Here is an 18,940-nt window from a genome sequence, read left to right on the forward strand (position 1 = left end):
AGTCTGGCTATAACATTTAGAGTAGCCTAAACGGTCTTGAATCACATAGCAGTTCTATACTGAGTAAATGATAATTATAAAGGTACAAATTTTATATGAACTCTTCCCGGCTAAAGGCTTATTCACATAGGGGGAAAACCTACTTCTCTTGGAGCCCTCGAAAGCTGCAACGTGCTATCTTGCTACCGTTGATGCTATTTGTTGTTGGTACGATTATCTCTGGAACTGGAGCATGGTGGCTTTATAATGAAATTGAAGCCAATGCTAAAGTCGATTTTCAACGTAATGTTGATCGAGTTTCCGGTGAGATTACTCGCCGTTTTTCTCAGCCTATTTATGGTTTAAATGGTGCAAGAGGTGTTTATGCAGCTAACGGTCATTTAACCCGTAAGCAATTTTATGCTTATGTGGCATCGCGTAATTTGCCGGTCGAGTTTCCAGGAGTTCGCGGGTTTGGCTTTATTCAGCGGGTGGCTCGTAGTCAGTTGAGTGCATTTATTGCTGAAGCTAAGATTGATGGTGCGCCGACATTTTCTCTTCGTCGACTTGGGGATATCCAATATGATGATTTATTTATTATCAAATATATTGCGCCAATAGAAAACAATGAAGGTGTCGAAGGACTGGATATTGGCTCCGAATCAGTGAGACGGGATGCCGCACTCTTAGCTATAAATAGTGGTAAACCCACGCTATCAGGCACCCTTCAACTGGCTCAATCTAATACCAAAACCCCCGGTGTCTTGCTTTTTGTCCCTGTCTATAAATCGGGGGCCAATCCTACTACACCAACTGAGCGACAGGCATTATTAGTTGGTCTTCTCTATTCACCTATAGTGATTGCCGAGCTATTGCGTGACATTCCTGAGTTTATGAATGGGCGAGTGGATATTGAGTTGTTTGACAGTCTGCAAGATTTATCGAATAAAAACTTGGTTTTCGATGCCGATGACAGCAAAAGTGCCAACTTCATTTCAAATAAAAAGCACGATGATGAAGTAATAGCGACTAGAGTATTTAATAGCATCAATGTGTTGCCTCTGCCTGGTCACAATATGACACTACGAGTCAGTAGTACTCCTGCATTTGAAGAGTTAACTCAACGCTACACACCTTGGTTATTGTTTCTTTTTGGTCTGTTGCTAACTTCAGCTTTGGTCCTACTTATTCGCCAGCAAGTTAGTGGACGTAATCGGGCAGAGAAACTGGCTCGCAATATGACCGCCGACCTTGAACGTCTTGCGTTGGTGGCGAAAAATACTTCCAATGCGGTGGTGATTACCGATATAAATCGTAAGATAGTTTGGGTTAACGAGGGGTTTGAACGTATTACCGGTTATTGTCAAGATGAGGTACTTGGTCTGTCACCGGGTAAATTGCTTCAATGCCCAAGCACCGACCAACATGTAGTTAAAGCAATCAAGGCCGCGTTAAATGCTGGTGAACCATTTAATGGTGAAATATTAAATTGTTCTAAATCAGGTCAAGAATACTGGATAGAGTTGGAAATTCAGCCTCGTTATAACGATCAGAATCAACCTGTCGGTTTTATGGCTATAGAGTCGGATATTAGTGAGCGTAAAACAACGTATCAGCGTCTTGAAACTGCCTTACGTGAAAACGATGCCTTACTCAGCACCCTTAATTTACACGGTATTATTTCTACTGCCGACAGCGCTGGGTTAATTATTGATGTGAATGATGCTTTTTGTAATATCAGTGGCTATAGTCGAGCAGAACTTATCGGGCAGAACTACCACTTAATTGATTCTCTTACTCACTCGAGCACTTTTTGGCAGTCTATGTGGAATGATATTGCTAATGGTATCTCTTGGCGTGGGGAGATCTGCAATAAGGCGAAGGATGGATGTTTATATTGGGTTGATACCACTATTGCGCCATTTAAAAATAGTTCTGGCGAAATTGAACGATTTATTTCCATCCAAATTGATATTACCGCCAATAAAAATCAACAAACCAACCTGATCATTGCTCGCAATCAATTAGTCAGAGCGGCAGATGTTGCCGAGTTAGGTATCTGGACTTGGAACATTCCAGAAGGCACGTTTACTTTCGACGATCGTATGAGTGATATTTATGAGCTGTCAGCGGAGCTACGTAATACATCTCTTCCCCTAAATTATTGGTATAGCGTTATACATCCAGATGACCGTGCTGATGTTGAGCGTGCAATCAAGGTCGCGTTGAATAATGGAAGTGTTTATCGCCAAATTTTCCGTATTAATGTACACAAACAAGTTCGTTTTATTCAATCAACTGGTGCGGTTGAACGTGATGAAAAGGGGACCGCTGTTTTAATGATGGGGATAAATCGCGATATTACTCAGCAACGAGAAGCCGAAAATATATTACAAGCGGCAAAGAAAACAGCAGAAGAAGCCAATAAGGCCAAGTCTGAATTTTTAGCTAATATGAGTCATGAACTGCGTACTCCAATGAATGCTATTTTGGGGATGCTGACATTATTACGTAAAACGGGGCTTAATAATAAGCAAGCCGACTATGCCGTGAAAAGTGAAGCAGCTACACGTACCTTACTGAGATTGCTGAACGATATACTGGACTTTTCTAAAATTGAATCCGGTAAAATGACGCTAGAGTCTATCCCGTTTGATATTCATGTGATGTTGCGCGATCTGGCTGTTATTTTGTCGAGTAATCTGAAGATTAAGAACGTGGAAGTTTTGTTTGATATTGATCCTGAATTACCACAGTTTGTTGAGGGCGATAGTATGCGGCTTCAGCAAATTTTAACCAATTTAGGGGGGAATGCGCTCAAATTCACTGAACAAGGCGAAGTGGTACTGTTTATCAAGGTGCTAAAACATGATAGTCATCAGGTCACCCTTCATTTTGGCGTACGCGATACTGGAATTGGTATCGCACCAGAGCAGCAGGAACGTATTTTCAGTGGTTTTACCCAAGCAGAAGCGTCTACTACTCGTCGTTTTGGTGGTACTGGATTAGGCTTAGTGATAAGTCAACGTTTTGTTGCATTAATGGGGGGAGCGCTAACGTTAGAAAGTCAATTAAAGCAGGGGAGCTTATTTCATTTTACGATAACTCTACCGCTATCTTCTTCGAGTTTGGTTTTTGATAATGAATTACCAAATACACTGGCGGCCAGAGCTCAGGTATTAAATCATTTACATGTATTAGTTGTTGATGATAATCCGACTGCTTGTGATCTGATTAAACGGATGGGGGAGTCATTAAAATGGAAAGTCGATGTCGCCATTAGTGGCAATCAGGCTCTGGAACTGATGAGGCAACAACGTGATAACGGTGTATCCTATGGTGCATTATTTATTGACTGGCAAATGCCAGGGTTAGATGGTTGGCAGACCAGTAAATATGTTCGTGAATTAATGCCAACTGACAGTGTCCCGGTGATTGTCATGATAACGGCTCATGATCGTGAAATGTTGTTACAGCGCAGTGAAGAAGATCAGGCATTACTGGATGGATATCTGGTAAAACCTATTACTGCATCAATGTTGTTGGATTCCGTCATTGATGCAGTAAGTGAGCGCATTCAACCGAACCTTTCGCAACCAAAAATGGTTATATCTGCGCATCAACTCTCGGGTTTAAAACTGTTAATCGTAGAAGATAACCTGAATAACCAGCAAATAGCTCGTGAATTACTGGAAGGTGAAGGGGCTACGGTTACTATTGCTAATCATGGTAAAGAAGCTATCGAGATATTAGGTGCGATGCCGACCTCATTTGACCTCGTCTTAATGGATTTACAGATGCCTGTGATGGATGGGTTTAATGCTACGCAATATATTCGCGAAACTATCGGACTGAAGGCCTTGCCAATTATTGCCATGACTGCCAATGCGATGGATTCTGATCGTGAGGCCTGCCTTGCTGCTGGCATGAATGATCATATTGGTAAACCTTTTGACTTAAATCATCTGATACATGTCATCCGTAAATACTGTGGGCATAAAGAGAACAGTACTACTGTTAGCCATGCAAGCCTTGTATCATTTTCTATTGAACGGGAAAGCATTGTGGAGAGCACTGGAATTGAAGCGAAAGCAGCTCTTCATCGGTTAGGTGGAGATACTGCCCTATATCAAAAAATGTTATCGTTGTTTGCTGCCGATTTAGCAACTTTCCCTGCACAATTAGAGATCGAGATAGCTAAGGGGGACAATTTGTCAGCATCTCGTCTGCTACATACCATCAAAGGTCTTGCTGCACAATTAGGCGCTACGGAACTGTCCTTGTGTGCCGGGCAGGGAGAGATATTACTTAATAATGGCTCTACTGCCGAGATGACTAGTCAACTATTGGTTAAAATACAAAATACAGTACTTACTGTACAGCGCGATATCGTGACCTTAATTCAATTTTTATCCGCAGAAAGTAAAGGGGGAATCTCAGTAGATACGCTGAGTATGCAATCCTTTGAACTTGAAATTAACAATTTGACTTTATTATTAAAAAATTCAGATATGGCTGCGCTGGGGGCCATGAACCAGTTACAGTTAAACTTTGGTCAGCAGCTTGATGGACAGTTACTGTCACTCCATGAGGCCATTAATCAATTAGATTTTGCGAAGGCGATTCAACTATGTGAAAGATTGATGGAAAACTTGTTTAACCAGAGGGCTAAAAAGCTATGACTATCGGTCAGCTTTTTCCTCAGAAGGTTGCCTTTAACTTACCTGGCGGCAAGAAGTCTAAAATCCTTATTGTTGACGACCATCCGATAAATATTCAGGTGTTGTATCAAGCATTTTCCGCTGATTATGATGTCTGTATGGCGATTAGTGGCAAGCAGGCACTCGATGTCAGCCATAGTCAGCATCCTGATCTGATTTTACTTGATGTTGAAATGCCTGATATGAATGGTTTTGAGGTCTGTGAAAAACTCAAAGCCTCTGCGGACACTTGGGATATTCCTATTATCTTTGTTACCGCTCATATTGATGAAGAGACGGAAACTCGTTGTTTTAACGAGGGAGCTGTTGATTTCATCAGCAAGCCAATTAATCGTAATACAGTACGAGCCAGAGTGAAAACCCATTTGTTACTCAAAAGCCAATCGGACTTGTTACGTCAATTAGTTTATTTAGATGGATTAACCAAGGTACATAACCGGCGTTATTTTGATGAAAGATTGGAGATCGAATGGAAGCTAGCGAATCGTAATCAGACACCACTCAGCCTGATTATGATTGATGTGGATTTTTTCAAAAAATATAATGATTTATACGGACATCAAGCCGGTGATAATTGTTTGCAGCAGGTGGCGAAAATCATTAGTGATACTCTCAAGCGTCCTACTGATTTGGTTGCTCGGTATGGTGGAGAAGAGTTTGTTTGCCTGCTCCCCGACACCTTGTTAACAGGTGCTATGAGTATTGCTGAGGATATTAGAGTACGAATTCTTGCACAGAACATTCCTCATGTTGGTTCTACAATCTACCCTTTTGTCAGTATCAGTCTTGGTGTTTGTTGTAAAGACGCTCCAAGTGTTGGTATGGCTGCCACTTTTTTGCACCAAGCAGATACACAATTGTATCTGGCAAAAGATAAGGGGCGAAATCAAACTAGCGGAAGGTCTTATCAATTGGGTGAGTTGTAAAGTACGAGCCGAACATATTGTTATGGCTAGTTACAGGCGATGTGGCTTGGCAGTGATATAAATTCCGACACGCGCTCGATCAGAATATGGTATTGAGTAATAACGGTGGGGATATACCTCATCGACTTACCTTCTATGGGCTGGGTTTGATGAGTAATGTGGTGCTTAATGCCAAGAAACGTTTCGTTGATTTTCTCTCGTTGCTTTGCTTTCTGACCCTTGTGCTAGGAGTTGGATTTACACTGGGCTTTTTAACTGGGCCAGATGCTTGGTATGCAAATCTGGTGAAGCCATCCTTCAATCCACCTAATGTCGTTTTCCCACTGGTTTGGACTATCCTCTATACCATGATTGCGGTTGCTGGTTGGCGGATTTGGCGAGTAGCATGTAAGAGTATTCCAATGGGGTTATGGGCGATGCAAATGGGGTTGAACTGGTTATGGTCCCCCGCATTTTTTGTAGCACATCAACCGGAAATGGCTATGATAATTATCATATTGATGTTGATGACGATCTTGCTCTTTATTATCCGAGCAAAGAAATACGATAAGATAGCCTCTGTGTTGTTTATTCCCTATGCTGTATGGGTTGGCGTTGCCTCGAGTCTGAATATTGCAATCTATTGGCTTAACTAGGATAGGTGAAGATTCAAGCCTAACCCTTGCCACTAATGGAGGAATTCAAGCCAATCACATATTAGCGGTTTGTCTAAAACGAGGTTTTTGTCGGTATATAATCCACATCTCTAATTTGGTTCCTCACCAAGTGAGTTAGCTATCCGTGAAGTTACAAACCGGGTAGATGATTACCAGCGTGGTTATATTGCTTAAATTTGGAGAAATCCGACATAAGGGTAGCACCTACACCGAGTTTCTGACCATATAGATAATTTTAACTAACCAGAGATTCAGTCAGATATCCGGCGATAGACCGTTTATCCAGCAGTAGCCATCTTCAGTGGCTTCATTATTTTTCACTGCACGCTTACTTTTACTCTGTTGATATATAGACATAATGCCCATTGTCAAAAATGAAATGGGCATTATTAGTCGTAAAAAATAGGCTTAAAAACATGCCGCGAAAGTGGGGCGATTATTCATCATTACGGATTATTGTAATAATCTAATTACTCTTTAAGTTCCATGCGCTTAATTGGCCCAACAATAAATAAATAACTAAATGCGGCGATAAGTGCATGAATTGCAACAAAGACCAATGCCCACTCAAATTTACCTGTTGCCTGAACAATATAACCAATAGCAACAGGTGAGATAATACTTGAGGCATTCCCACACATATTGAACAAGCCACCCGCGAGCCCACTGATTTGTTTTGGTGCAGTATCTGCCATAACAGCCCAACCTAATGCTCCAACACCTTTACCGAAGAATGCCATCCCCATGAAAATGATAATCATCGTGATTGAATCAACGTAGTTACAGAACACCATGGTCATGGAGAATAGCATACCCAGAACGATGGGGGTTTTACGAGCGATCGAGAGTGAATTGGTTTTTCTCATTAAGAAATCAGAGAATACACCACCAGAAATCCCCCCAACGAAACCACATATTGCTGGGATAGCCGCTAAGAAGCCAACGGTTTTGATGTCAATACCACGTTCGGTCGCTAGGTAAATAGGGAACCAAGTAATGAAAAAGAATGTTAATACGTTAATACAATATTGACCAAGATAAACACCTAATAACATTCTATTGGTTAATAATTGCCCTAAGTAAGACATTTTGGGGCCATTACTTTCGCCAGCAGATTTTGTCTGATCCATGTCAACCAGACCACCACCTTCAGTGATATAATCAACTTCGGTTTGATTAGCCATTGGATGATGTCTTGGATTGCGTAACATAAATAGCGCAAAGAAACTCACAAAAATGCCAAGTCCCCCCATGAAAAAGAATACTGACTGCCATCCATATTCATAGGTTAGCCAACCCATGATGGGGGCAAAAATGACGGTGGCAAAGTATTGTGCAGAGTTAAAAATAGATACTGCAGTGGCTCGCTCTTTGGCAGGGAACCAAGCTGCCGTAATTCGGCTATTACCTGGGAATGAAGGCGCCTCTGCTAACCCCATTAAGAAACGAAAGGTAAACAGCATAATTAATGCCCATGCACCAATAAAGAAATGGACCGTACCTTGTAGTAGGGTAAATATTGACCAGAAAAAGATACTTAGGAAGTAAACCTTTTTAGAACCGAATCGGTCAAGTAGCCATCCTCCTGGTAATTGCCCGATGACATAAGCAATACTAAATGAAGACATCACCCAACCCATATCAACGGCATTAAATCCAAGCTCACCTGACATGCTTTTACCTGCAATACCGAGTGTTGCACGATCACCATAATTAATAGCCGTCACAATGAAGAGAAATATCACCATCATCCAGCGAGCATTTGTCCGTTTTTCTTTCACACCCACGGGACGCTTTGTCTCTATACTCATATTATAAACTCCATTATTAATAATTATTTTGAGTTGATTGTCGTTGTTGGCCGTCCTACTTTTTAATCAAGAACGTTGGTGTGGAATAACTCGCAAGAATAGCCAGCATTAGTATAGAGGCGGATGGTTTTTATCCTATTAGGCAAATGTCCAACAATCGCATAGAGAACAAATATTTATCAGTGCGGTTGCACAAGATCGTGCTCGGTAGCCCACAAAATAGGTACCCAGAGTTTGATAATGTGTTTGATTACCAGAGCTTATCATCCTGCAGATATCTATCATTGGTACTGTAAGTACACTCGTTGTATATAAAAGTACGAGAAAGGTGAAAAATGAGTTAGACGACTATAGGTTCTTTCAATTATTGCCGATACGACGGCCTAATACGGTATTAATATTTGTAGACAAGATTTCTAAACGTGTTGGTCCATGTCGGAGTATCATTCCCTATTCAATGCGTCGGTTCAATCCAGAGGTAAATGAATTGTCGTGGTTCGTTTATTACGAGTACCAATAAACTTAATCTCTCAAAATGCTGAAATTGACAATGTTAAATATAAATTTGTAATAGCCGATATATTGAACCAGCAAAATGATGAGGGTGTTATTTTTCATAGGCCTTAACTTAAATCCAAAACTGGGTTGATATTCAGAAAATCTTTAATGAATACTGATTAACTTAAGATTGTGTACTATAGTTAGGGCAGTAATACTGCTTTGATTATTGTTATCCCTTCTATTGTTGTTCAGGGCAAGGTGAGGGATAGCCGCAGGTGTGATATCGTCGGATGGCGGGCTGAACGCGTAGCGATTGGACATAACTCGCTGATATGTGCTGTCAACTCATGGTGCATTCTCATCGATGACAATGAATTGAATGTCCGATATGACTGTCAAATTATTTTATTCGCTTAATCTAGTGAATAAAATTGAGGCAGACCTACTATAAAGTCTATTCCATTGGAGTACTCCATCATGAAATTGAGAGTGGGTGCCGTATGGATGAGTATCGGACTTCAACTGCTCCTGCCGTTGAACCTCTATTTTTCTCCGGCAATCGCAAAGGTACTATCTTCTTCCGTGATGGCGCCAAGTAAAATATCTGACACGGTCCCTTATATTCTTAAAACCGGTGAATCTGTTGATAGTATCGCTAAAATAAATAATCTTACCCTGGATGAACTCACACAATTAAATCAATTTCGCTCGTTTTCAAAACCATTCAAGTCTCTAAGTGTGGGCGATGAAATTGATATTCCGCGCAGAATTTCGTTACCGCTAATGGGTAGTGGTAACGAGGTTTCCGATACAATACCCCCATCCCCTCAGGAAGAACTTTTGGCTCGGGGAATGATGACGGGGGGGGCGTTATTATCGGGTAATGACACTCGGGGGGCCGTGGTTAATATGGCGCACTCGGCAGTGGTTAATGACGTCAACAACTCAACGCAACAATGGCTAAATCAATTCGGTACAGCGCGTGTCCAACTGAATATGGATGATAACTTCCGTCTGGAGGGGAGTGCGGTTGATATACTTATCCCGATTCAGGATAACAAAACCTCTCTGTTGTTCAGCCAATTAGGTGTTCGACAAAAAGATAACCGGAATACGGTAAATATCGGCGCTGGCGTGCGGGTGAATCATCATGACTGGATGTACGGTGCGAATACGTTTTTTGACCATGATATGACGGGCAATAATCGTCGAGTTGGAGCGGGGGTTGAGGCCTGGACCGATTACCTGAAGTTGTCTGCTAATCGTTATGTCGGACTTACTGGTTGGCACCCGTCTCGTGACATTGTTGATTATAATGAACGCCCTGCGAACGGGTATGACTTCCGTGCCGAAGCTTATTTGCCCGCTTATCCTCAGTTAGGGGGACGACTGATGTATGAAAAATACCGAGGGAATGAGGTGGCATTATTTGGCAAAGACAATCGGCAGAAAAATCCTTATGCGATGACCTCGGGTATTAATTACACGCCCATTCCCTTATTTACCGTTGGGGCTGAACGTCGTACGGGGAAAGGCGATAATCGTGATACTCGCATTCATTCCCAACTGAACTATCGATTGGGTGAGTCATGGCAGTCACATATCACTCCATCCGACGTTATTACTCGCCGGGCACTGACGGGTAGCCGATATGATTTGGTTGAGCGTAATAATAATATTGTTCTGGATTATAAGAAAATCGAGTTGATACAACTGTCGCTACCAGAGCAAATGACGGGAAGCGCTTTTGAAACGACCAAAATAAATGCACAAGTAACTGTTAAGCACGGGCTTAAACGGATCGACTGGGATGTCGTACCGTTAGTTTCCGCAGGTGCTGTGGTTACGCAAACCTCTCTGCAAGCTATCTCAATACGATTACCTCCCTATCAGTTAACGGGCGATAATCGTAATATTTACATGCTGGGTGCTGTCGCTTACGACAATCAGGGCAATGCATCTAAACGAAGTACAACCCAGATTGTTGTCACGCAACAGCGTATTAGCGAATTGAACTCGATAACCGCCTTATCACATCCGTCAATACCCGCGGATGGTATGTCAACCAGTCTAGTTACGGTTCGTCTAAATGATGAAAATAACCAACCCGTTCAAGGGATGGGGACACAATTAACATTGGATGTCCATTTTACGCCAGATAGTGGGGTGGTTTTACCCTCATCCATTCCAGCGTTGAGTGTCATTACTGAGACCGCCCCAGGTGTTTATACCTCGCAGTTGACAGCCGGTTTAGTCTTAGGGGAAGCCATTATTGTTCCTGCCATCGGTCAACAGCGTCTCGCATCGGCTAGCATTATATTAACTGAAGATACGTCGGCAATGAGTCCGGATAACACGCTTTTTAGCCTTATTCCTGACACTATTATTGCTGATGGCATTGAGCGTAGCACCCTGAGTTTGACTGCTCGAGATATCCATAATAATCCGGTTAAGGGATTAGCTGTGGTGTTTAATGTCACTGGTGTCGGTGGGATGACTCTAACATCGATAACAGAAAATAATGGTGTATACAGTGCGAAATTAGGTGGAGTATTGGCAGGAACTGCAACGGTGATACCGTCAGTGAACGGCATACCGATAGTTAACCTGTCGTCAAGCGTTGTACTCGTCGCCGATAACAGCTCGGCGATACTTAGCTTGACGGTAATGACTGATGGTGTATTCGCGAATGGTGTGGCAACAAATGCCGTTCAGGCGAGCGTGAACGACAGGCAGGGAAATCCCGTTCAGGCTCACCGGGTGGCCTTCACGGCGAATAATGGTGCAATTATGGTTGCCTCTGCGCTGACCGATGTTAATGGCGTGGCTTTGGTGACATTGACTAACACTCATTCAGGTATTACAACCGTGACCGCGGATATCAATGGATATAGTCAGCGTGTTGATACGTCCTTTATCGTCGAGCCGCCGGTCAGTGTGTTGGTTTATCGTAATGGCGTGGCACTGACTGACAATCCGGTCGTCGATGAAACGCTTGTTGCTGTTCCTATGTGTTCAACGGCGTTATGTAATGCAACTGCCATAAATGTTCAGTGGGAAATGGAGTCTTTTGCGGGGTCGGGGGTATTCATCGCTATTTCAGGTGCTACATCAGAGACATTAACGGTGACAAAAAATTTACAGAAAAGAGCAATTCGCGTGGTCTCGTATTAGGGCCCGGTTTTTATCATCATTCGGCGCAATGTTGAATGGCATTCCACTCATTGATACTGAGTACAAAAGAGGAAGACAATAATGAAAAGCAAGCGAGTCTCACGAACAATGCTCGGGTTACTGATATCTGGCGTGCTGCTGAGCATGCTGATAACCGGTTCTGCTTCAGCCGCTGTTACATCCAGCCCGACGCTTACTGTAAAAGGACGCGCCCCGGTAGTGGCGCAAAGCACGATTGTTTCTGATAATGCCAACGGCAATGGTTTGCTTGATGCCGGTGATACCTTAAGTGTCAGTACTGTTGGCGGATTTAGTGATGCCGATGGTGATGCGGCAACACCCGAAACCTATCAGTGGCAGGCCGATGGTGTTGATATCTCAGGTGCCACCAGTCAGACCTACGGTATCGTTGTTGGTGACTTAGGCAAAACGCTCACGCTGTTAGTAACACCAAATACCGACCCAGCGATCACCGATCCGTCCGTCGGTTCACCCGTTGCCTCGAATGGTTTGACGGTTATTGCGGGGGGTACAGTGACTGACGTGGCCATTACTGGTGACGTAGGCGGTTATCCTCAAGTTGATTCTATCCTGACAGCAACAGCAACCTGTGCGGGCGGTACCTGCAATGGTGTGACCTATCAGTGGGAAATTGAAACGGGATTAGGAAGCAATACTTACAGCACGATTAGTGGCGCAACGAGTAATACTTATACGCCAGTCAGGACAGATCAGAAGTTGAAGGTTCAGGTTACCGTTAGCAACGCCCTGAGATAGCCATAAAGGGTCACCCGAACAGGCTGAGTGATTTAAGCCTGTCCGGGCCCATGAATTCAACGGTTCAGTATGATGGATACACGCGATGCGGCACTGTTCTTGTCTTTTTAATGGTTTGTTATTCAACCTGTTAGTGACGTTGCTCGCCACGGCGAGTTTGTCGGTGCACGCGGTACAGCAATCAACGATGCCCGTGCAGGGGCGAGCCCCTACATCAACGCTTTCGGTGAATACAATAAAACCGCAGGTCGGGGATGTTATCACCGTGACCCCCAGTTTCAATGATGCCGATGGTGATGCTGAACTTGGAACAACCTATCAGTGGATGTTAGACGGTGTCATCATTGATGGTGAGACAACGCCAAATTACACTCTGCATCTCAGTGATATCTTTGCGGGTCGTGAGTTGAACGTCATCGTTATACCACAGACGGACCCCAACATCACTGAACCCAGTGTCGGGTTGCCTGTTCAATTACCCGGTCCAATAAATATCAAATGGCAACGGGGTCTCTTGAGTCTGGAATGGGTCGAGGCACCACTCGGGGCTGTTGCCGATGGACAGGCAGTGAACACCGTACGTGCAACGGTTCAGTATTTGGATGGCACGCCGGCCGTGGGCTCGGCAGTTTTATTTGAGGCAGATAATCTGGGCACCATTGTGACAAGTTTGCCTAGTGGGGGGGATGGCGTTGCGATTGCGCGTGTCACGAATGTTATTGCCGGGACCACTCAGGTCACCGCGCGGGTTGATGAGGACTCTAAGTCGATCAATACCGTGTTTATGGCTGGTCCCGTCGAGTCGGTTCACGCAGAAGTGACACAAAACAACGCGGTAGCAAATGGTTCAGACGATAATCGGGTACAGGTCAATGTGAAGGACAGCCATAGTAATAATATTGTGGGTGAAACGGTTAATTTCACGGCAACGAATGGTGTGACGTTGCTTTCTACGCAGGGGCAGTCTGACGCTCAGGGAGAGGTGACCGTCGCGCTGACCAGTAATGCGGCTGTGACCAGTGACGTCACAGCCACGACGAGTAATGGCATGGCGGATACGGTCACCGTTGGATTTTTCAATGAAATACAACTGACACATATTCTAGTTAATGGTGTGTCTTTCTCGGTGAATGATAGCTTCCCTGAAACCGGATTTACTGGTGCGGAATTTCAGTTAGTTATCGGTGAGAACCCGGCGGAGAATACTGATTATCATTGGGAGTCTGATCAGAACTGGGTCAGCGTGGACAACAGGGGTAATGTCAGATTGAATCAAGAGCCCAACTCGGCCAATAATACAGTCACTATTACCGCAAAGCATATCGAGAGCAATTCATTACTCAGTTACCGGTTTACCACAAGGCGTTGGTTTAGAAATAACGGCTCCGTGATTATGAACATCATGAGTGCTGAAGCATGGTGTGGATCTCAAGAGAATGGCTACACCATTCCGGATGCGAGTCAAATGACAGACCGAGTTCCTGATCTTCCTACTGGGTCGCATCGTGACGCGAACGGTAAATTATGGAATGAATGGGGCGCGATGAACCGGTACGCGAATGGTTGGTTCTCGGGTAATTACTGGGTGAACGAACTGACCAGTGATGGTAGCGCTCGGCATTATGTTTATTTAGGGAACGGCAGTTTATTCAGTTTTCCATTGGATGGTTCAACGTATGTCACCTGTTCGGTTGCTCTTTAAGGCTTGAAAGGAAAAACAGAACGATTTGGTGGGATGGGTTGCGATTGCTATCAGTCTTAGCGGTAGAGAAGTCTCACTATTGGCGCTGGTTTAACTGGACTATGTTAAGTGAAATTAGGTTGCTTCAAGACCAATTTGCTAAAAGGTGGTCTAAATAGAATAGCTAACACGAGAGGGTACCAAACGCAATACTGGAGTAGGCGTCGGGCCAAATTGGCCACTCTCATGAATAACCGAGAAATTCTTCTAAAGCGTTTGTCTCGTTAGTTAACTTAAACTAAGTACAATTAAATTAGTAGTATAATGGTTTTAGCTTATTTCTATAATTATGCAAATACCTAAATAACTGCGCCTAATACCGCTCCACTTTTGTTAATCCATGTTTACTGCCTGGGAAAGGTGAAGCGGCTTTCATAAACTGTCTGATATTTTCCAGTAATTGCCACATCGTTCGGCACCGATGGTTCCGCGTAACTGTCTCGTGCAACGCTAACCACAATAGTTCTATTTTATTTATCCATGGCGAATAAACCGGTTGATAAATAACAATAAACTTTGGGTTTTCCTTCAACCATTTCAACGTCTTTTTACTCTTATGGATGATGTAATTATCAACGATCAGCGTTATCGTTTTTGCGCTGCGATAAGTCTTTCTCAGCCTGGCTAATATATTGATAAATAATACTGAGTTCTTACTCGTTCCGCTAACGTAATCCACTCGTCCTGTTCCTGCATGCAGGGCTCCGGCAAGGTAATGTTTTTCATTTTTTCCCGGTGTTGGGATACGCTTCTGTTGACCCTTTTTCTGCCAGTCTGACCCTATTTTAGGGTTGAGATCGATATCCACTTCATCTTCATAAAATACAGGATGTTCTGAACTGTTCTTTTTTAATGCTTCGTCTATGGCAGCCAGCTTTTCTTCTTTATGAGGATCCCTGATATGTAATGTCGGAGCAGCTCTACGCCAGACAATACCGGCACTCGGTAACCAACGACGGAGCGAGCCTGGATGTAATGTTGAGTTAAATAACTTATTAATTTCAATCGTTAACATCTCAGTACTCCAGCGAGAACGTAAATAGCCGAAACCCTGAGGGGAACGCTGGACAAGTAAATCCAGCATGTGCAACATTTCCTCGACAGGCCACTTTCTTTGCCGTCCGGAAGGAAGGCTTTTTAGACCTTCAACACCAAATAATGTGAACCAGTTAATCCAGCGCCCGATGGATGAACGAGCCGCACATAATGTTTTAGCGACATAAGTTAATGATTCGCCACGATGTAGCATAAGCATGGCGATAAGACGTCTGGAATGATTTTTGTCCTTTGTTTTCTGAACAATTTTTTCCATATGTAGACGTTCATTTCGAGGGATAGCTGCTATGATCGGCATAACTCGGTCCGGTTTTGAGGATTTGTGATGTTTGGCGATTGATCAGATCGCTCAAACCGGATTGAGTTCCCTTCAGTGATCTACTATTAAGCGCAGTTATTTAGACTAAAGCGGTGTGATATATTATATTTAATATCAATTATTTAAAATAATGGATTAAGATTTTTGTGAAATATATTATCAATAATACCGTTATTTTTGTAGAGAATGAGGGGCTTTATTTTGTTCATTCAACTGAAGTTGAAATAAAATTATCTTCGTTATCATCACGTATTCTGTGTCTTTTGATTAAAAATAAAGGACAACCTGTTTCAAGAGATGTGATTTATGCATTTGTGTGGGAGGATTGTGGGTTAGTTCCCTCCAATACCAGTCTGAATAATCATTTAAGTTTTCTGCGAAAAGCATTCAGAGATTGTGGTATCGAGGAGTTTATTGTTACCGTACCCAAGGTAGGTATTTCAATTCATAGTGATATCACTATAGAACTGATTTTTGACGAAGAACAACCAATAAAAGCAAATGAAAAAACAAGTAAACGTAAGAATATCCCTTATTTTTTTATCTTACTTTCAGTCATATCTCTTTCTCTGCTTTCACTTTCTTATAAAATTTATAATCAAGAACCGTTCTCAAGGCTTAATGATGTGGGCATTATTCATGGATGTCATACCTACTCATCGAAAAAATCATCACCGAATGACGTTGCTAATCTTACAATTGCAGCGAATCAGTACATTACTGAAAAAAACATTACGTGTTTAGATACCCATATTTTTATCATTGATTTGCAAGACGATGGTTTAAGCAATCAATCTAACTTAAGAAATAGTCGCGCCTTCTATGCTTTATGTGAAATTGATAATGGGACAGTATACTCATGCGATAATTATTATTATTTGAAGGGTATGAAATGAGAATGATTAATGTTTTGTTATTGATGGCTATTGTATTGCCATGGACTATTTTTTGTTTCTATATTCTAAATTCTAATGAGAATAAAGTTGATGGGCTGAAATGTTCGGCAAATATCAATTTACATTTATCGGATGGTTTTTCTGAAGGGCCCATTATACAGGGTGTAATTGAGGTTAATTTGAACAAAAATGATGAGAATGGCTTTTTTTCGCTCTCTGGAGTGGTTGAATGGCAAGGTGTTAAGTATCCAGTATCAAAACTAATCAATGTTAAATATAAAAATAACGATGATGATTATGTTTCTTTTTATACGGTGAACAGTATTTCCTTGGAGCATGATAAATCACCTCATAATGTTATTGAGACATTTGTTATGGGTAATACATCACAACCACTCCGTATTTTTAAACTTAAAAAAATATATGACAATGCTTATATCGTGAGTAACCTTAATTCTCCAGTGACGATTTGTATAGAGAGATGATGAGGTTATTTATCATTGTGGGGTGAATAAAATAGTTTCAATGAAATGCGATGCATAGGCGGCTATCCCGTAGGTCTTGTGTTTTCTCACGTAGAACCTAACGCTAGGATATATCGGCTCCAAGCATCAAGGGGTATTGATAACGTCCAGTGAATGGTTTTGTGGCGCTGACTGTTTAGTTAACGTTATTCACAATAAAGAACAGAGGATTCCTGATAATGTTCAATTGCAATGACCGTGAGTAGTTCCGAATCTTGTGTATTTGGATTGACTTTATCACCCACGAAAACAGGATTGACGAACGTATGAAGGTAGTTCGCGTTCATCGTTGGTGAGACATTGATTCTGACAATTTCATACCTATATACAGTGCTCATTAGATGACCTTTTATTCATAGTGATGGACAGTTGCATTATTTCTTGTTGTTCTGAGTATGACGATAAGTCGTTTCAAGAACGCTATCATTTAAATTATTGTAATTTGATGCCTAAGCTAGCTATCATAATAATCTAACTGTACGAGTTTATATATAAAAATAAAAATATTTTCAAGCTCAGTATTAATGATGAACATATCATTAATACTATCGGATTTAATCAGGTGTCACTCAGTTAAGGCTGATTTACATGAAGATGCTGATTGCTTCTTTGTAGAGGGAATATAACTAGTTTATTCGTGATTTGTTGATGCGCATCAATTTATTTGATATTAATGGCATGCTTTTATATTCCTTAATGGAAAGCGACTTAATTAAAACTTTACTATTATATGTCGTTATCATTCTTTCTGAAAGTGCAATATAACAGACTTGCAGTTCAGTCATTGACTTTATTTGCTTATCTTTTGTTAATGCCATACGTTATGTAAGGTGTTTTCTCATGATAAGAAAACTGGCTCCTCATCTGGAGGGCCATACAGTAGTTAACAATAACGGGTCACATTTCTCAATCCGAGGTGGTCCGTTCTCGTCGATGCACGGGGGAACTCACATCATCAATCGTATGCTTTATCATCTCTAATGCCACTTGTTGCATTTTATAAAATAAAAAAATAATGTCATTAAGTATTAAGGCATTTAATTCTATTTTTTAAAGCATTATCACTATTTGACTTTAAAAAAATAATTTATCGGTATAATTGTTGTCAAGGTAAATCGGGCTGTTTTGAACTGTACCTAATATTGACGATACCAAAGACAACACTAGCGCCGCTAACGATAAATCAGTGAGCAGTTGAGCCATCTCGGTAACGATTGACTTCAGAGTGTGGACCGGTCTGACTACGTGGGTTTTGGTTGACAATATCAGGTTCAGTAAGAATATTAAGTTTGCCACCCGGAAGTCTTACACCGATATTATCGATAAAATTTTCTGAGACCAGTATTCATCTCGGCGCCTATACGTATTAACGACCTGAATCATTGATTGCCAATAATTAATTTGAGTAAGGCGATTTAGTTCTAACCGTACTGTGACTGAGCAAAATATAAAGGCTAAATAATTTCTGTTGCCAAATGTTTAAGTGAAAAAGCTAATTAACCTTTTTATAGGACTGGTATTAATGAATGATTTTAATCTCATGGGGATATCAATGTCTAAAAATCAGGTGTTATGCCGTTTTTGTAAAAAGTCAGAGACAATTAGGAAGCACGGTAAAGGTCGGTCAGGCTACCCCCGCTATTTTTGTACTACCTGCAACAAAACGTTTCAATTGGACTTTATCTATAAAGCATATAAAGAAAGAGATACACAAATGTTATCAAATAATCTATTTTTTCAGTAAGTTTCATTTTTAATTGATTAAGTCAGCTATGTTTATTAGTCTTTGGCGTTATCAGTATTTAACGATGCCTTTTAGATAGCTATTATGATATTGTTAGCAGCCTATTATAGTGATA

The 18,940-nt window shown here is 41.7% G+C and carries 11 protein-coding genes; 9 read left to right on the forward strand and 2 right to left on the reverse strand.

Going from position 1 to position 18,940, the window contains the following annotated elements; all coding sequences use genetic code 11:
- The first annotated feature begins 95 nt into the window (after positions 1-95).
- The 3 genes from YWE_RS0123575 (at position 96) to YWE_RS0123585 (ending at position 6,261) form a co-directional block, all read left to right on the forward strand.
- Positions 96-4,661 (forward strand): response regulator, encoded by a 4,566-nt coding sequence (locus YWE_RS0123575; protein WP_029096657.1) that lies wholly within the window; start codon positions 96-98, stop codon positions 4,659-4,661.
- On the forward strand, positions 4,658-5,626 hold the full coding sequence (locus YWE_RS28560; protein ID WP_036017029.1) for a diguanylate cyclase: 969 nt from the start codon (positions 4,658-4,660) through the stop codon (positions 5,624-5,626). Before YWE_RS0123575 ends, YWE_RS28560 begins: the two co-directional genes overlap by 4 nt.
- Before the next feature lie 92 nt (positions 5,627-5,718).
- Positions 5,719-6,261, forward strand: coding sequence for a TspO/MBR family protein (locus YWE_RS0123585; protein ID WP_211231057.1), 543 nt, complete (start codon positions 5,719-5,721; stop codon positions 6,259-6,261).
- 491 nt (positions 6,262-6,752) lie between these two features.
- Here YWE_RS0123585 and YWE_RS0123590 read toward each other — a convergent pair whose 3' ends face one another.
- Entirely contained in the window at positions 6,753-8,093 is a 1,341-nt protein-coding gene (locus tag YWE_RS0123590) for an MFS transporter (protein WP_051323548.1), read from the reverse strand.
- A gap of 978 nt (positions 8,094-9,071) precedes the next feature.
- Between YWE_RS0123590 and YWE_RS28565 the strand changes: the two genes are divergently transcribed.
- The 3 genes from YWE_RS28565 to YWE_RS0123605 all read left to right on the forward strand — a co-directional run bounded on the left by YWE_RS28565 (position 9,072) and on the right by YWE_RS0123605 (position 14,247).
- Positions 9,072-11,768 carry a ZirU family protein gene (locus YWE_RS28565; RefSeq protein ID WP_127526403.1) on the forward strand — a complete coding sequence of 899 codons (2,697 nt, stop codon included), beginning with the start codon at positions 9,072-9,074 and terminating at the stop codon, positions 11,766-11,768.
- A gap of 81 nt (positions 11,769-11,849) precedes the next feature.
- Positions 11,850-12,545 carry a ZirU family protein gene (locus tag YWE_RS0123600; protein ID WP_071605928.1) on the forward strand — a complete coding sequence of 232 codons (696 nt, stop codon included), beginning with the start codon at positions 11,850-11,852 and terminating at the stop codon, positions 12,543-12,545.
- 85 nt (positions 12,546-12,630) lie between these two features.
- Positions 12,631-14,247 (forward strand): Ig-like domain-containing protein, encoded by a 1,617-nt coding sequence (locus YWE_RS0123605; protein WP_029096661.1) that lies wholly within the window; start codon positions 12,631-12,633, stop codon positions 14,245-14,247.
- Between the two features lie 352 nt (positions 14,248-14,599).
- Here the strand turns inward: YWE_RS0123605 and YWE_RS0123610 are convergent, their stop codons facing one another.
- Positions 14,600-15,640, reverse strand: a complete 1,041-nt coding sequence (locus YWE_RS0123610) for an IS630 family transposase (RefSeq protein WP_029096662.1) — start codon at positions 15,638-15,640, stop codon at positions 14,600-14,602.
- 167 nt (positions 15,641-15,807) lie between these two features.
- Here YWE_RS0123610 and YWE_RS29290 point away from each other — a divergent pair, with 167 nt between their 5' ends.
- The 3 genes from YWE_RS29290 (at position 15,808) to YWE_RS32195 (ending at position 18,825) form a co-directional block, all read left to right on the forward strand.
- Entirely contained in the window at positions 15,808-16,557 is a 750-nt protein-coding gene (locus YWE_RS29290; protein WP_051323549.1) for a winged helix-turn-helix domain-containing protein, read from the forward strand.
- Positions 16,554-17,042 carry a hypothetical protein gene (locus YWE_RS0123620; RefSeq protein ID WP_029096663.1) on the forward strand — a complete coding sequence of 163 codons (489 nt, stop codon included), beginning with the start codon at positions 16,554-16,556 and terminating at the stop codon, positions 17,040-17,042. The genes YWE_RS29290 and YWE_RS0123620 overlap by 4 nt, the downstream gene beginning before the upstream one ends.
- Before the next feature lie 1,591 nt (positions 17,043-18,633).
- Positions 18,634-18,825: an IS1/IS1595 family N-terminal zinc-binding domain-containing protein gene (locus YWE_RS32195; protein ID WP_428829306.1), complete on the forward strand. Its 192-nt coding sequence runs from the start codon at positions 18,634-18,636 to the stop codon at positions 18,823-18,825.
- Positions 18,826-18,940 lie beyond the last annotated feature (115 nt).

Origin of the sequence: Budvicia aquatica DSM 5075 = ATCC 35567 (assembly GCF_000427805.1) — a bacterium.
Lineage (GTDB): Bacteria > Pseudomonadota > Gammaproteobacteria > Enterobacterales > Enterobacteriaceae > Budvicia > Budvicia aquatica.

What these genes read in the sequence shown, in the direction of transcription:
- YWE_RS0123605 (WP_029096661.1), top strand. Translation starts at nt 12,631, where the DNA reads ATGCGGCACTGTTCTTGTCTTTTTAATGGTTTGTTATTCAACCTGTTA.
- YWE_RS28565 (WP_127526403.1), top strand. Translation starts at nt 9,072, where the DNA reads ATGAAATTGAGAGTGGGTGCCGTATGGATGAGTATCGGACTTCAACTG.
- YWE_RS0123600 (WP_071605928.1), top strand. Translation starts at nt 11,850, where the DNA reads ATGAAAAGCAAGCGAGTCTCACGAACAATGCTCGGGTTACTGATATCT.
- YWE_RS0123575 (WP_029096657.1), top strand. Translation starts at nt 96, where the DNA reads ATGAACTCTTCCCGGCTAAAGGCTTATTCACATAGGGGGAAAACCTAC.
- YWE_RS0123610 (WP_029096662.1), bottom strand. Translation starts at nt 15,640, where the DNA reads ATGCCGATCATAGCAGCTATCCCTCGAAATGAACGTCTACATATGGAA.
- YWE_RS0123620 (WP_029096663.1), top strand. Translation starts at nt 16,554, where the DNA reads ATGAGAATGATTAATGTTTTGTTATTGATGGCTATTGTATTGCCATGG.
- YWE_RS32195 (WP_428829306.1), top strand. Translation starts at nt 18,634, where the DNA reads ATGTCTAAAAATCAGGTGTTATGCCGTTTTTGTAAAAAGTCAGAGACA.
- YWE_RS28560 (WP_036017029.1), top strand. Translation starts at nt 4,658, where the DNA reads ATGACTATCGGTCAGCTTTTTCCTCAGAAGGTTGCCTTTAACTTACCT.
- YWE_RS0123590 (WP_051323548.1), bottom strand. Translation starts at nt 8,093, where the DNA reads ATGAGTATAGAGACAAAGCGTCCCGTGGGTGTGAAAGAAAAACGGACA.